The organism is Microbacterium maritypicum, from assembly GCF_041529975.1.
Lineage (GTDB): Bacteria > Actinomycetota > Actinomycetes > Actinomycetales > Microbacteriaceae > Microbacterium.
Genome location: NZ_CP168030.1, coordinates 2534666 through 2548096 on the forward strand (window position 1 = coordinate 2534666; position 13431 = coordinate 2548096).

General features: G+C 68.2%; 14 protein-coding genes and 4 tRNA genes. 8 read left to right on the forward strand and 10 right to left on the reverse strand.

Annotated features, from left to right (window positions below; genetic code table 11):
* Positions 1–37: 37 nt before the first annotated feature.
* Both ACCO44_RS12290 and ACCO44_RS12295 read left to right on the forward strand, forming a co-directional pair.
* Positions 38–1276: an ammonium transporter gene (locus ACCO44_RS12290; RefSeq protein ID WP_029263283.1), complete on the forward strand. Its 1239-nt coding sequence runs from the start codon at positions 38–40 to the stop codon at positions 1274–1276.
* Between the two features lie 20 nt (positions 1277–1296).
* On the forward strand, positions 1297–1878 hold the full coding sequence (locus ACCO44_RS12295) for a type II toxin-antitoxin system PemK/MazF family toxin (RefSeq protein ID WP_372466746.1): 582 nt from the start codon (positions 1297–1299) through the stop codon (positions 1876–1878).
* On the opposite strand, the gene ACCO44_RS12300 is transcribed toward ACCO44_RS12295, so the two are convergent.
* Positions 1844–3001, reverse strand: a complete 1158-nt coding sequence (locus tag ACCO44_RS12300) for a DUF1611 domain-containing protein (protein WP_372466747.1) — start codon at positions 2999–3001, stop codon at positions 1844–1846. The genes ACCO44_RS12295 and ACCO44_RS12300 overlap by 35 nt on opposite strands.
* Positions 3002–3274: 273 nt before the next feature.
* Here ACCO44_RS12300 and ACCO44_RS12305 point away from each other — a divergent pair, with 273 nt between their 5' ends.
* Positions 3275–3661 carry an SPW repeat protein gene (locus ACCO44_RS12305; RefSeq protein ID WP_262000996.1) on the forward strand — a complete coding sequence of 129 codons (387 nt, stop codon included), beginning with the start codon at positions 3275–3277 and terminating at the stop codon, positions 3659–3661.
* A 68-nt stretch (positions 3662–3729) separates the two neighbouring features.
* Here ACCO44_RS12305 and ACCO44_RS12310 read toward each other — a convergent pair whose 3' ends face one another.
* From ACCO44_RS12310 to ACCO44_RS12320, 3 genes are read right to left on the reverse strand one after another with little or no spacing between them, the layout of a single operon-like run.
* Positions 3730–4170 carry a GIY-YIG nuclease family protein gene (locus ACCO44_RS12310; protein ID WP_308737175.1) on the reverse strand — a complete coding sequence of 147 codons (441 nt, stop codon included), beginning with the start codon at positions 4168–4170 and terminating at the stop codon, positions 3730–3732.
* A 40-nt stretch (positions 4171–4210) separates the two neighbouring features.
* Positions 4211–5260 (reverse strand): 2,3-butanediol dehydrogenase, encoded by a 1050-nt coding sequence (locus tag ACCO44_RS12315; protein WP_372466748.1) that lies wholly within the window; start codon positions 5258–5260, stop codon positions 4211–4213.
* Positions 5261–5286: 26 nt separating this feature from the next.
* Entirely contained in the window at positions 5287–5838 is a 552-nt protein-coding gene (locus ACCO44_RS12320) for a TetR/AcrR family transcriptional regulator (protein ID WP_372466749.1), read from the reverse strand.
* Between the two features lie 137 nt (positions 5839–5975).
* Here ACCO44_RS12320 and ACCO44_RS12325 point away from each other — a divergent pair, with 137 nt between their 5' ends.
* Positions 5976–7061 (forward strand): sorbosone dehydrogenase family protein, encoded by a 1086-nt coding sequence (locus ACCO44_RS12325; RefSeq protein WP_372469405.1) that lies wholly within the window; start codon positions 5976–5978, stop codon positions 7059–7061.
* On the opposite strand, the gene ACCO44_RS12330 is transcribed toward ACCO44_RS12325, so the two are convergent.
* Positions 7039–7920, reverse strand: coding sequence for a helix-turn-helix domain-containing protein (locus ACCO44_RS12330; RefSeq protein ID WP_167634969.1), 882 nt, complete (start codon positions 7918–7920; stop codon positions 7039–7041). The genes ACCO44_RS12325 and ACCO44_RS12330 overlap by 23 nt on opposite strands.
* 187 nt (positions 7921–8107) lie before the next feature.
* Between ACCO44_RS12330 and ACCO44_RS12335 the strand changes: the two genes are divergently transcribed.
* On the forward strand, positions 8108–9343 hold the full coding sequence (locus ACCO44_RS12335; RefSeq protein ID WP_372466750.1) for a multidrug effflux MFS transporter: 1236 nt from the start codon (positions 8108–8110) through the stop codon (positions 9341–9343).
* A 110-nt stretch (positions 9344–9453) separates the two neighbouring features.
* Here the strand turns inward: ACCO44_RS12335 and ACCO44_RS12340 are convergent.
* Positions 9454–9529 (reverse strand) — tRNA-Val (locus ACCO44_RS12340).
* A gap of 151 nt (positions 9530–9680) precedes the next feature.
* Here ACCO44_RS12340 and ACCO44_RS12345 point away from each other — a divergent pair.
* The 3 genes from ACCO44_RS12345 (at position 9681) to ACCO44_RS12355 (ending at position 9977) form a co-directional block, all read left to right on the forward strand.
* Positions 9681–9753 (forward strand) — tRNA-Gly (locus tag ACCO44_RS12345).
* A gap of 54 nt (positions 9754–9807) precedes the next feature.
* Positions 9808–9878 (forward strand) — tRNA-Cys (locus tag ACCO44_RS12350).
* A 27-nt stretch (positions 9879–9905) separates the two neighbouring features.
* Positions 9906–9977 (forward strand) — tRNA-Val (locus ACCO44_RS12355).
* 221 nt (positions 9978–10198) lie between these two features.
* Here ACCO44_RS12355 and ACCO44_RS12360 read toward each other — a convergent pair.
* The 4 genes from ACCO44_RS12360 to ACCO44_RS12375 form a co-directional block, all read right to left on the reverse strand.
* Positions 10199–11431, reverse strand: coding sequence for a Dyp-type peroxidase (locus ACCO44_RS12360; RefSeq protein ID WP_372466751.1), 1233 nt, complete (start codon positions 11429–11431; stop codon positions 10199–10201).
* Positions 11431–11964, reverse strand: a complete 534-nt coding sequence (locus tag ACCO44_RS12365; RefSeq protein WP_372466753.1) for a copper chaperone PCu(A)C — start codon at positions 11962–11964, stop codon at positions 11431–11433. The genes ACCO44_RS12360 and ACCO44_RS12365 overlap by 1 nt, the downstream gene beginning before the upstream one ends.
* Before the next feature lie 11 nt (positions 11965–11975).
* Positions 11976–12593 carry a copper resistance protein CopC gene (locus tag ACCO44_RS12370; RefSeq protein ID WP_372466755.1) on the reverse strand — a complete coding sequence of 206 codons (618 nt, stop codon included), beginning with the start codon at positions 12591–12593 and terminating at the stop codon, positions 11976–11978.
* A gap of 119 nt (positions 12594–12712) precedes the next feature.
* Entirely contained in the window at positions 12713–13318 is a 606-nt protein-coding gene (locus ACCO44_RS12375; RefSeq protein ID WP_372466757.1) for a hypothetical protein, read from the reverse strand.
* Between the last annotated feature and the right edge of the window lie 113 nt (positions 13319–13431).

The window sequence follows — 13431 nt, forward strand, 5'->3', positions numbered from 1 at the left end:
CTGAAGCTCTCAATTACTTCGGATGTGAGGTTTTCCTATGGATGCTCCCGGCAACATCTCGTGGGCGATCACCGCGACAGCGCTGGTCCTGCTCATGACGCCCGGCGTCGCCTTCTTCTACGGCGGTCTCGTCAAGGCGAAGAGCGTCGTCAGCATGATGATGATGAGCTTCGGCTCGATCGGTCTTGTCGCCGTGCTGTGGATTCTCTTCGGCTTCTCGATGAGCGCCGTCGACAGCCCGACCGCCTTCGCCGGCAACCCGTTCGCCGACTTCGGGCTCTCCAGCCTGGCGTCCGGTGAGGGCTCGAACGTCGCCCTCCTCGGCGTCGCCTACGGTGCGACCTTCGCGATCATCACCGTCGCGCTGATCTCCGGCGCGATCGCGGACCGCGCCAAGTTCGGCAGCTGGCTGATCTTCGCCGGAATCTTCGCCACGGTCGGCTACTTCCCGGTCGCCGCGTGGGTCTGGGGTGGCGGTTGGATCATGAACCTCGGCACCACGCTCTTCGGTGAGGACAGCGGGATCGGCGTCATCGACTATGCCGGCGGCACCGCGGTGCACATCAACGCCGGTGCGGCCGCTCTGGCTCTGGCGCTGGTCCTCGGCAAGCGCATCGGCTTCCAGAAGGGCATCCTCAAGCCGCACAACGTGCCACTGACACTGCTCGGCGCCGCACTGCTGTGGTTCGGCTGGTTCGGCTTCAACGCCGGTGCGGAGTGGCTGGCGGAGGACATGGGCGGCGTCGGCCTCATCGGCCTGAACACCCTCGGAGCCACGGCTGCAGCGATCCTCGGCTGGATCCTGGTGGAGAAGATCAAGGACGGCAAGCCCACCTCGGTCGGCGCTGCTTCCGGTGCGGTCGCGGGTCTCGTCGCCATCACCCCGGCGTGTGCCAACCTGACGCCCGGCTGGGCACTGCTGCTCGGCGCCCTCGCTGGTGTGGTCTGCGCCCTCGCGATCGAACTGAAGTTCCGTCTCGGCTTCGACGACTCGCTCGACGTGGTCGGCATCCACCTCGTCGGCGGACTCATCGGCACCCTGTACCTCGGCTTCTTCGCCAGCGAGACCGGCCTGTTCGTCGGTGGCGACGCCCGTCAGCTCGCGGTGCAGGTCATCGCGGCGCTCGGTGTCCTGATCTACTCCTTCGTGGTCGCATTCATCATCGGCTTCGCCATCGAGAAGACGATCGGATTCCGTGTCACGAACGAGGACGAGATCGCCGGTGTCGACCAGGTCGTGCACGGCGAGGAGGGCTACGCACTCGCCGACGCATGATCTGCGGTTAGGGTGACCGTGTGAGCAAGACCAACGGCATCCTGACAGCACTCGCGGACATCCTGCTCAAGGCAGTGGGATCCGGCCGGGCGTCTCGGACGACAGATCCGAGACGCCCGGACGCGCGTCTGCGCACAGCGCAGGAGCGCACCCCATCCGTTCCCTCGGAGGGGTCGGCGCACGACCGCGGCACCGAGACCGTGCGTATCGATCCGGGCCGGATCCGCGACCTCCAGGTCGCGTATTCACCCCAGCGGGACGGAGCTCCGGATGCGGGCGAGATCGTCTGGACCTGGGTCCCGTACGAGGAGAACGACGGACGCGGCAAAGATCGACCCGTTCTCGTGATCGGACGCGAATCGGCGGACCGCGTGTATGCCGTGCGCATGACGAGCAAGCCGCATGACGGCGATCGCGACTACCTGTCGATCGGCGCGGGTGCGTGGGATTCGCAGGGGCGTGAGTCGTGGGTCGACGTCGAGCAGCTGTACAGCGTGCACGAGCGAGGACTGCGGCGGGAGGCCGCCGTCCTCGACAGGCGCCGTTACGACCGGGTCGGAGCCGCTCTCACGCGGCTGTACGGGTGGTCTGTCGCGGGGTGAGAGCGGGGAATGCCTGGAGGACCATCTCGACGAGCTCGGACAGCGGTCGAGTCAGGGGGTCTGTCGCAGGGAGACCCGTGTCGAGCTCGATCTCGTCGATCGCTCCGGCCAGCTGATCCGCGGAGAGGTTCTCGTGGTTCACGGTCACCCCGATCACGCGAGTGTCGGCGAAGGCCTCGATCAGAGCGATCTCGCTCGTGACGGTCGGCATCGCGACCATCGGGAAGTCGCCCAGGACCGTGCGACCAGGTGCATGCTGCACGATCACTCCCTCGGGTTGGCTGCCGCGGAGGATGTGCGCCGAAGTGATGTAGGCCGGGTGGCTGAGCGCGCCCTGGCCTTCGACGATGATCACGTCGGGGTTCTCGCCCTCGAACGCGGCGACCACCTGATTCTCGACCTCGCCCGAGCAGAACTGCGGCACGAGTGCGTCGAGCGCGACGCCGTAGCGACCGCCCTGGATGATCGTGGTCTGTCCAGTGCCGACCATGACGGCATGGATGCCGCGCTCATTGAGCGCACGGACGAGGATCGTCGCCGTCGTGCGCTTGCCGATCGCACCGTCGGTGCCGAGGATCGTGATGCGTGGGCAGGTCACATCGAAGATGCGGCCGGAGAAGAGGTGGAGGTCCTTCTTCTCCTTCGGCCGACGGATGTCGGTGATGGTCACCCCGGCGAGCAGGGCGGCCGCCACGAACTCCGCATCGTCCGTGAGGAACTCGTGCAGACCGTTGATGATGTGCATGCCGCGGGCGATGCCGTCCAGCAGAACCGTGCGCTGGTCGGCTGAGAGCAACCCGTCGGCGGGAGCGACTCCGCAGATCAGGTAGTCGGGGACGTGACCGGCGTGCGCGATCGCCGTGGCGAGGCCGCCGAGGATCGGGATGCCGTTCCCGGTGCCGTCCAACAGCATCCCGGCGTCCGCGCCGGCGTGCGTGCTGTCGATGACGCTGAGGATCTCGTACTTCTCGGAGTGGCGGACGAGTCCGTTCGCGGTCTTGCCGTCCTGCTCGCCGAACTGGCCTTCGCAGTACACGATCGCCGTGGTGCCGACGGGGAGAGCGACAGGCTCTGCCCACGCGTGCGCAGGGTCGATGGAAGAGGGAACTGACGGGGTGGGCATGACGCTCCTCGGTCTCACACAGAGGAGGCGACGGAGAACGAAATGACCCAGAAGGGCCGTTGGTCGACGAGAAGTCTTCCCTGATGCCGGCAAGATACCGGCACGCTCACCGTAGCAGTGCTCGCTGGGACCGGGCCGTGTATACGAAGGCACCTATCCCCGGCTCGCGAACAGGCGGGATCGGCTCAAAACCGCGAGGTGATGCAATCCGATCCCTCACGGGCTTCGAACCAGTGATGAGTCGCATCCAGCGGCGACATACAAGGAGGAATCATGCGTTTCATCCCCACCAAGGTCCACGGAGCCCTCGACTACATCGTCGGCATCGCGCTGATCGCCGCGCCCTGGCTGTTCGGCTTCGCGAGCATGGGCGGAGCGGCGGTGATCATCCCGATCGTCCTCGGCGTCGGGCTGATCGTGTACAGCCTGTTCACGAAGTACGAATGGGGTCCCTTCGGCGTCATCCCGATGCCGGTCCACCTCGTGTTCGACATCGTCGCCAGCCTGTTCCTGGCCCTTTCTCCGTGGATCTTCGGTTTCGCGGGCGAGGCGCTCAATGTCTGGCTCCCGCACGTCGTCGTGGGTGCCGCCGTGATCGTCGTCGTGATCTTCTCGCAGCCGCAGCCCGCGAACGCTCGGGGCCGCGTCGCGACCGCCTGATCGACTCCCGGACGCGATGCCGGGCGACTGGACTTGCCGAAGCAGTCGCCCGGCATCGTCATGCGTGCCTACGGGAGCTCGTCGGTGCCCTGCAGTGCGCGGCTCAGCCAGCGCGCATAGAGCGTCCACGGGTCGCCCTCGCGTCGGAGCGCGGCGACATGCGCCCGTAACTCCGCAGTGAGGGTGAACCACTCACCGCCCTCGCGTACCGCGGCGAACTCGCGGTGGCGCTGCTGCTCGACGGAGCGGTCGCCGCGTTCGAATGCGAGCAGCTCCTGGTGTCGGATGCTCGCGAGGCGCTGCCGCGGGCGTCTGCTGGTGCCGATCTTCACTCGCTCGTCGTAGCGGATGTAGTACACGACGTCGACGCGGGGGAGAGGGAGGTCGGTGTCGGGGGAATCGCCGTAGCGCCATCCGCAATCGGCGCAGCACCAGGCGCCGTCGATCCGCACTCCCTGCATGCTGCCGCAGAGCGCACAGGGGCTCGGAAGGGCGCGTTTCGTCGGCACCGAAGCAGACTACGCGCGCCCTCCGACACCCGGATCGGTCTCAGCCGGCGTGCACGAGGATCTTCGCCCCGGCACCGCCGCGCAGCGCGTGGATCGCGTCGACGACGTTCTCGAGCGGGGTCTCCTGCACCCAGCCGGTCGTGTCGTAGACCCCACGGGACATGGCCTCGATCACGGCGTCGAAGTCCTCGGGAAGATACGCGAGCGCGCCGGCGATCTCGGTCTCGGCCATCACCAGCTGCGTGGGGAGGAAGTCCATCGTGCGCTCGTGGATGGCGACCACCACGACGCGGCCGCCGGGGACCAAGTTGGCCAGCGACGAACTGATGGCTGCGCCCACTCCCGCCGCGTCGAAGGCGACGTCGACGCCTTCGCCGTCCGTCAAGGAGGCGACGGCGGCGGCGAGATCCTCGTTCACCGGGTCGACCACGGTGGCGCCGAGGGCTGCGATGATGGCGCGACGCTCCGCACTGGGCTCCGAGACGAGCACACGCTCGACGCCGCGGGCCCGCAGGGCGAACCACACGCCGATGCCGATCGGTCCGGCGCCTGCGATGAGCGCGGTACCGCCCGACTCGACGCCACTGCGGGAGACCGCATGCCACGCGACCGACATCGGCTCGACGAGGGCGCCCATGCGCAGATCGACGTTTTCCGGCAGCACGTGCAGCTTCGTCGCGTCGACGGTCGTGAACTCCGCCATGCCGCCACCGTCGGAGCTGAGCCCGTGGAAGCCGATCTTCTGGCAGGCGTTGAACATGCCGCGACGGCAGGCGGGGCATTCGCCGCAGTAGTAGATGGGCCAGACGGCCACCCGGTCGTCCACCGCGACGCCGGTCACGCCCTCGCCGAGCTCGACGACCGTGCCGGAGAACTCGTGGCCGAGGATCTGAGGCAGTGTCGAGCCCGTCACGGGGTGCGGGTGGTCGAGGTCGAGCCCCGCGGCCTCGGGGGAGTAGTAGACGTGGAGGTCGGATCCGCAGATCCCCGCATACGCGTTGCGCAGCTTGACCTGTCCTCGTCCCGGGGTGGGCTCGGGGACCTCTTCGATGCGCAGATCTTCCTTGGCGTGGAACAGTGCGGCCTTCATTGTGTTCTCTCCTTGTCCGGTGGCCGTCATCGCAGCCACCACTCCGGTGACGCCGCGAGGATCAGCCTCACGGCGCGGTCGATGTCGTCGTCGTCGCTCCGCAGCCACTCCTCGATGGCGCCGACGGTGCCCGCAGCGGCGTATGCCACAGCGATCCGCATCGCGGACGGATCGTCCGCGAAAACGGGAGGAACGATCTCCGAGTGCAGCTCGGCCCACAGCAGCAGACCGGAACGGATGGATGCCTCCAGGTTGCTGCGGACCGGGGCGGCCAGCAGGGGCTGCATCGCCCCGCGGTACACCGAGGCCCGTCGGCGGATGTGCTCCAGGAGGGCTCGTTCACCATCGCCGATGGCATCGGTCTGCGGCAGGATCTCCATGGCGGAGTCGATTTCGGCGGAAAGCGCGTCGGCGAGAAGCTGCACCGGACTCTCCGCGTGCCGGTAGAAGGTGTCTCTGGTGACACCCGCCGCTGCACAGATCGCGGAGACGGTGACATCGGCGACCGGCATCGCTCCGGCGAGTTCGAGCACCGCATGACGGAGACTCTCCCGTGAACGTCGCGACCTCGCATCCATGCACCCAGTCTATCTGACAGTTGTCAGATAAAGACCTCTTCTGCGTCGTGGATCACGCGCCTAGTCTCGAAGGAAGCGGGAGTTCGCGTCTGCCGGCGAAGGCGACCGTGACGACCAGTGCGGCGAGGGGAGCGGAGATGGTGGACGGGTCCCGGCGCGGCCCGATCGCGTGGATCGTCGTGTCGGCCCTGTCGATCGCTCTTGCGGCGTGTGCACCGACGGCTGCACCCCCGTCGCCCTCGAGGCTTCCCGATGCCTCGGGATCGGTCCCCGCCGGAACCGAGACGACGATCGTCGAGAATCTGGCGGCGCCGTGGTCGATCGCCTTCCACGACGGGGTGGCGCTGATCAGCGAACGCGACAGCGCCCGGATCGTCGAGGTGTCGGACGACGGCGATGTCCGCGAAGTCGCGGTGGTCGACGGCGTCGAACCGGGTGGCGAAGGCGGCTTGCTCGGAATCGCCGTGCACGAGCGTTATCTGTACGCGTACTCCACCGGTGCGGACGAGAACCGCGTGCAGCGCTTCCCCCTCACCGGGTCGCCCGGCTCCCTCGGCCTCGGCGCGCCGGAGACGATCCTCGACGGCCTGGCCGCTGCGTCGAATCACAACGGCGGTCGTATCGCGTTCGGCCCCGACGGCACGCTGTACGTGACGGTGGGTGACGCGGGGGACCGGGAGAGTGCCCAGGATCCGGGGTCACTGTCGGGCAAGATCCTCCGCATAACCCCCGACGGCAAGGTCCCGGCAGACAACCCCATCGCGGGATCGCCCGTCTACAGCCTCGGTCACCGCAATCCGCAGGGGCTGGCGTGGGACGAGGGCGGGACGCTGTATGCGAGCGAGTTCGGGCAGGACACCTGGGATGAGCTGAACGTCATCGAACCCGGCGGGAACTACGGATGGCCCGTCGTCGAAGGCATTGCGGATCGCGACGAGTTCATCGACCCGGTCCAGCAGTGGGCGCCGGATGTCGCCAGTCCGAGCGGCATGGCGATCGCGGAAGGCGCGGTCTTCATCGCGAACCTGCGGGGTGAACGGCTACGTGAGGTGCCGTTGGGTGATCTCTCGTCGTCCGCCGAGCACTTCACCGACGCCTACGGACGGCTTCGTGATGTCGTGGTCGCCCCCGACGGTGCGCTGTGGGTGCTCACGAACAACACCGACGGTCGCGGCGATCCCGGAGACGGCGACGACCGCGTCATCCGTGTGCCGCTCGAGTAGCCCCGGTCGCGTCCGCGCCCCAGGAAGCGAGGAGTCGGAGTCGTTCGGCGGAGGGTGAGCCGGGCTCAGCGCTGTAGATCAGCATCACCTGGCCCGGTTCGGCCGTGAGCGCGAGCTCTTCGTAGACGAGGGTCAACTCGCCGACGACCGGATGAGTGAAGCGCTTGATGCCCGAACCGTGCGTGCGCACGTTGTGCGCCGCCCAGAGTGTGCGGAATGCCTCACTGCGTGTGGAGAGCTCGCCGACGAGGTCCTGGATGCCCTTGTCGTGCGGGTCGCGGCCCGCCTCGGCACGGATGACGGCGACACACATCTCGGCGAAGAGGTCCCAATCCGGGTAGAACTCGCGTGCCGCAGGATCGAGGAACTGGAATCGGGCGAGGTTGGGCACCCGCCCGCCGTCGCCGATCACCGGCGAATAGAAGGCGCGGCCGAGCGCATTCGTGGCGATGAGGTTCTGCCGCTGGTCGCGGACGAACGCCACCGCTTCTGTAACGGAGTCGAGTGCCCACTGCAGGCTGGGTCGCGGAGCTCCCGCCTTCGCCGTGCGGCGTCGAGCGCGTCCGGAAGAGGGGATGCCGTCTGCGGCGCGAGCCAGATCCAGCAGGTGCGCATGCTCGGCATCGTTGAGCTGGAGCGCGCGCGACAGCGCCTCCAGGACCGAGGAGGAGGCGCCGGCGATGGCACCGCGTTCGAGCTTGGAGTAGTACTCGACGGAGACTCCGGCGAGAAGCGCGACCTCACTGCGACGCAATCCGTCGACACGTCGGTTGCTTCCGGCGGTGAGACCGGCTGCCTCCGGGGTGACGCGGGCTCGCCGGGTCATCAGGAACTCGCGGACCTCTGCTCGATTGTCCATCAGGTCAGCGTAGATCCGATGCGCGCGGGAAGGGACGCCCTGAGAGGGCACCTCTCGGTGTCACGGGTGGTCCGGCGACCTCGCGATCTCCGGCGGCCGGTCCGCCCGCGGTGACGACGGGTTCCCCGTCGGTACGCCCTTCGTCCGGGACTCCCGCCCTTCGGGGGACCGGTGGACGCTGGAATCCATGACACCACCTGTCGCGCTCTCTCGGCGGCTCCTGCCCGCACTGCTTCTGGTCCTGACCGTGTTCGGTCCGATCTCGATGGACCTCTACCTCCCGGCTCTTCCTGCGCTCACTCGCGACCTCGGCTCGGCGACTTCCGTCGCGCAGCTCACGGTCACGGCGTGCCTCATCGGACTCGCGGTCGGACAGCTGACGGCGGGACCGCTGTCGGACCGGCTCGGGCGGCGTCGCGTCCTGCTGGTCGGCATCGCTGCGTACGCGGTGACATCGCTTCTCTGTGCGTTCAGCCCGACGGTCGAGTTCCTGATCGTCGCTCGCCTGGTCCAAGGGCTTGCCGGCGGCGTCGGCATCGTCATCGCCAATGCCGCGGGACGCGACGTGTACGCGGGTGGTCAGCTGATCCGCTTCTACGGGCGCCTCACGGTCGTCGGCGGGTTGGCGGCGATCATCGGGCCACTGCTCGGGGGCGTGCTCACGGCTTTCACCGATTGGCGGGGCCTGTTCGTCTTCCTCGCCATCGCCGGCGTCGCGATCCTGGCTGCCACGGTGTTCCTCTTCGGGGAGACGTTGCCGGTCGAGCAGCGCAGCTCAGGAGGCCTCCGCAACGCGCTGCACGACTTCCGTACTCTGCTGAGCGACCGGGTCTTCCTGGGAGCCGTCCTGAATCAGGGCTTCCTCTATGCGGCCCTGTTCGCCTACCTCGCCGGTGCGACGTTCGTACTGCAGGACGTGTACGGGCTCACACCGCAGGGATATGCCGCAGCCTTCGGTGCGAACTCCGCCGGGTTCATGGTGTGCGGGTACCTTGCCGGTCGCGCGGCGGAACGGTGGAGCGTGAGGGGCACTCTCGCGGTCGGAGTCGTCGTCACGGCGGCCGGCGCGCTCGGACTGCTGCTGGCAGGTCTGACGCTGCTGCCGATGTGGGCCGTGCTCGCCGCGCTGTTCACACTCGCCGGCGGAGTGGCCATCGCCTCGCCGCCCGCGACCACCATCGCGCTCAGCGAGTACCCGCAGTCGGCGGGGACGGCCTCGTCGCTCCTGGGCGTGGCGCGATTCGGGTTCGGCGGCATCGCGGCACCGTTCGTCGGCATCGCGGGTGCGTCGAGCATTCTGCCGCTCGGGATCGTGACGACGGTCTCGGCCGCGCTGGCCGGCCTGTCGTACGTCTTGCTGGTGCGGACTCGGCGCGCGGCTGTTCTGCCTGCATCCGGGAGCGAGCTCGCGGCGAGGCACTGATCCGCGCTGCGATCCTCAGCGAGGCCGCGTCCGGGGGAGGGGAGCGGAAGCTGGACGCCGGGCTGTGAATGTCGGAAGCCCCGCACACCGGGAGGTGTGCGGGGCTTCTCTGGTGGGCGATACCGGACTCGAACCGATGACCTCTTCCGTGTGAAGGAAGCGCGCTACCAACTGCGCCAATCGCCCATACCCGTGGGGTACGTCAACCGATACTACCCGACGCTCAGAGGCCGTACGGACCACTCTGTGAGACACGCGCGAGATTCGCTGCGGGTTTGGCGGAGGGGGAATCTTCGGCTAATGTTTCATGAGTGCCCGGGACAACCGGGAACGAAATGCGGATGTAGCGCAGTTGGTAGCGCACAACCTTGCCAAGGTTGGGGTCGCGAGTTCGAGTCTCGTCATCCGCTCGAGTGCAGAGGATCTTCTTCGGAAGACTCTTCGCACGTGGGGTCAATCCACACGGTGGCGTGGCCGAGCGGCTAGGCACCGGCCTGCAAAGCCGTTTACACGGGTTCGAATCCCGTCGCCACCTCACGGTAAAACTGAATAGCCCCAACGGGCGCGATTGGCGCAGCGGTAGCGCGCTTCCCTGACACGGAAGAGGTCACTGGTTCGATCCCAGTATCGCGCACAGACAAACCCCCGGTCTTCCGGGGGTTTTTTCGTGCCCGGGAGCTGCTGCCCGGGCGTGCCCCTCGCATCGGTTCACCTGTCGGACGGATTCCCTGGGCGGCGGCCGTAGCACGGGGTTTCTCCCGACGGGTGTGCACGCTCCCTACGGGCGTACCGGCGGACACCTGATCCCGGCGACTCGGTCTCCGGAACCAGGCGTCCGCACCGTTCACGCCCGGATCATCGTCCCCTCAAAAGAGTGTCCCCGATGAACCCGCCCTCCGTGCAGCCGGGCGGGATCGCGAACACGGCGGACCCGATCGGGGTCGTCCATTCGTTGAGGAGGTCGAGTTCGTCGAGGCGCCGCTGCATCGGGATGAACTGCCGTTCGATGTCAGCCTGGAACGAGACGAACAGCAGCCCGGATTCCGAGACCTCCGCACCGGCCGGCCGCTCGTCGTAGTTGTACGCGCGTCGGAAGATGCGCTCGGCCCCTTCGCCGCGGGCGCGCCGGATGTGCGCGAACTGCGGGATGACCGGGAAGCCGATCGCGGTCTTCGCCTCGAAATCTGGTTCGTCGAACTCCTCGCGACCTGTGAGGGGGGCGCCGTTGGCGAGTGTTCTGCCCACCGAAGCATCGCGTCCGCTCCGGTCGAGGCGGTCCCACTTGTCGAGGCCCATCCGGATTCTGCGGATCACCATCCCGGTGCCGCCGGCGAGCACTCCCTCGTCGATCCACACGACGCGATCGAAGTCCTCGGTGCCGGGCTGCGGGTTGGTGGTCCCGTCCACCTGTCCGAACAGATTGCGCATGGTCGTTCCGGGCCGCTCCGTCCCATAGGCGCGACGGAATCCCTGCTGGGTCCAGCGGATGCTCGCGAAGCCGCGCGCGTCCTTCAGCAGCATTCGCGTGGCGTGCGCCACCGTCAGGGGATCGTCGCCGGCGATCTGCAGCAGGAGGTCGCCGTCCGAGAAGTCCGGGCGCAGCCGATCCACACCGAACGCGGGGAGGGGCGCGAGCCATGCGGGGGTCGAACCTCCCGCTCGCCCGACGAAGCCCGGGCCGACGCCGAACGTGATCGTGAGGCGCGCCGGCGACGAGGCGAGTTCCGGCTCGGAGTCGGCGAGGGCGGGGAGCCCTTGCGTGAGGCGCGCCGCGTCGTCGGTCAGGAGTCGCATGAGTCGGGCGAGGGCATCTCGGTCGACATCGTCGTGGAGGTCCAGGCCGACGAAGACGCCGTGGGCCTGGGCAGCGGTGTCGATACCGGCCTGATGGGCGCCGAAGAACGGCACGGTCTCGTCTCCGTTCATCGGCACGGATGCGGGTTCCGGCGTGGCGTCCGGTCGATTCAGGGCGAGGTCCGCTCCGACGGCCGCGACCGCGCCGACACCGGCGACAGCTCCTCCGAGGAGGAACTGCCGCCGGGTCGACCCGGTGCGGGGGGAGCGGGCGCCCTCAACGGGCGCCGTCATCAGTGATCCATACCGTCGTGCTCGTCGCCGCCCTCGTAGTTCTCGTTCGCGCCCGAGTAGTCCTTCACGGGGGCGGTGAACTCGTAGGTGGAGTCGTCATCGAACGTGAGGGTGAAGGAGACATCGGTTCCCGCGGCGAGCGGGCCGGTCAGGTCCATCATCATGATGTGGTTCGCCCCCGGCTCCAGCGCGAGCTGCCCGCCGGCGGGGATCACGAATCCGCCGTCGATCTCGCGCATCACCATCTCGCCGGCGTCGTTCTCGACCGTCTCGTGCAACTCGAGCATGGTCGAGGCCGCAGAGGTGACGGAAACCACGGTCGCATCGTGGTCGCCCGTGTTGACGAGGGTCCCGAACGCGGCGGACATGCCTTCGTCGGCGGACTTCACCCAGGCGTCTTCGATCCTGACGACGTCACCGGCGGGGCGGCTCTCGGTCTCGACCGGTGCCGCCTCCGGAGTGCACCCCGTCAGAGCGAGGAGCGAGACCGCGATCACGGCCGCGAGTCGGGGGAGGTTTCTGGTGGTGTTCACAACGGTGCCTTTCACAGATCATCTGCCGCAGGGCCGCCGGTCTCCGGCGGTACGGCTGCCGTCCGAGGACGGCGGAGGAATCGAATGAGCGCGAGGATCAGAACGGCTGTGGCCGCCCCGCCCGCGCCGATGAGCAGCACTCTGAGCGCGCCGCCCGATTCTGCGTTCTGATCCGCCTGCTCCGAGGCGTCCGCGGTCGCGGCCGTCGCATCGCCGGTGTCCGATGTCTGTGCCATCGGATCGGCGTCCCCCACAGTGAAGGGGATGACCCCCGCGATGGGGTGACCGTCTTCCGAGACGACCTGCCAACGCACCTGGTAGCCGCCGGTCGGCAGCCCGGGTGCGAGCGACGCGGTGACCGTGCGTCCGGCCACTGTGACGTCGCCGGCGACCCAGTCCTCGCCCGAAGCATCGACGACCAGGACGACGGCCCCGGTCAGAGACTCATCGAGCACGAGGAGCTCGCCCGAGAACGTCATCGTGATGTCCTCCGGCGGGGTCGTCAATCGTTCGTCGGCAGCGGGTGTGCTGGAGATCAGCTGGTCGTGGGCGGACGCGGGCGTCGCGATCGCGAGGGTCGCGATCGTCGCCAACGCCAGCCCGGCCGCGATCCTGCGGACAGGGGACATGGGAATGGCCTCTCATCGGACGTCGCCGGAGCGACGAGCGTGCATGCGTTCAGAGCCCGCGCGCATCGAATGCGCGCGGCGGGACACAACACTCGGCCGGGACCGGCCGAGGATGCGGATCAGATCGCCGCGGTGAGAGGTGGGGCTCGGCCGCGCAGAGTCGCGAGGAGAACCAGATCGGATGCGTGCGCGACATCGAACCGGCCGTGGAGTCGGTGGGCGACGCGAAGAGCCGGAAGAGTCAGCACCTGATCGGCACGACGTCGTACCCACCGCACCAGCTGGACCGCGAGGTCGCGCAGCGCGAGCAGCAGGCGTTCGCCGCGGTACATCGCGGCCACGGTCAGCAGACCGGCGAGCGCGTGCCCGAGCCACATCGAGGCGTCAGCGGTGGCGACTTCGGGGATGCCGTTCACCGCCGGCAGCATGAGGGGTGTGCCGTGCACGTGCGGCGTCGAGACGCCGGACGGGGTGACCGTGCCGAGGACGAAGAGCACATGGAACAGGAACTGACTTGCGGCGACGGAGATGCCGAGGCGGATCAGCGACAACGAGCGGCCCGCGAGCAGCACGCTGATCATGAACGAGAAGACCCAGGGGACGAGGATGCCGACGGCACCGGGCATCTGCCCTCCGCCGGAGACGTGACCGGCCAGTGCGACGAAGATCGCGAGTGACGAGGCAGCGAAGCCGCGGACGACGGCTGGCTTCCTGGACTCGGTCACGGTTCCAGTCTGGCATGACCTCCGCGACGTCACCGGCGGCTTCGACCGATCGTCCTGGAATCGCCACGGTGCTGTCACCGCGTCTCCTGGACTGTGCCCCCACCCACCGAAGA

Excerpts from the sequence above, each read along its gene's own strand:
- ACCO44_RS12325 (WP_372469405.1), top strand. The coding sequence starts at position 5,976 with ATGGTGGACGGGTCCCGGCGCGGCCCGATCGCGTGGATCGTCGTGTCG.
- ACCO44_RS12320 (WP_372466749.1), bottom strand. The coding sequence starts at position 5,838 with ATGGATGCGAGGTCGCGACGTTCACGGGAGAGTCTCCGTCATGCGGTG.
- ACCO44_RS12305 (WP_262000996.1), top strand. The coding sequence starts at position 3,275 with ATGCGTTTCATCCCCACCAAGGTCCACGGAGCCCTCGACTACATCGTC.
- ACCO44_RS12370 (WP_372466755.1), bottom strand. The coding sequence starts at position 12,593 with ATGTCCCCTGTCCGCAGGATCGCGGCCGGGCTGGCGTTGGCGACGATC.
- ACCO44_RS12330 (WP_167634969.1), bottom strand. The coding sequence starts at position 7,920 with ATGGACAATCGAGCAGAGGTCCGCGAGTTCCTGATGACCCGGCGAGCC.
- ACCO44_RS12335 (WP_372466750.1), top strand. The coding sequence starts at position 8,108 with ATGACACCACCTGTCGCGCTCTCTCGGCGGCTCCTGCCCGCACTGCTT.
- ACCO44_RS12300 (WP_372466747.1), bottom strand. The coding sequence starts at position 3,001 with ATGCCCACCCCGTCAGTTCCCTCTTCCATCGACCCTGCGCACGCGTGG.
- ACCO44_RS12315 (WP_372466748.1), bottom strand. The coding sequence starts at position 5,260 with ATGAAGGCCGCACTGTTCCACGCCAAGGAAGATCTGCGCATCGAAGAG.
- ACCO44_RS12360 (WP_372466751.1), bottom strand. The coding sequence starts at position 11,431 with ATGACGGCGCCCGTTGAGGGCGCCCGCTCCCCCCGCACCGGGTCGACC.
- ACCO44_RS12290 (WP_029263283.1), top strand. The coding sequence starts at position 38 with ATGGATGCTCCCGGCAACATCTCGTGGGCGATCACCGCGACAGCGCTG.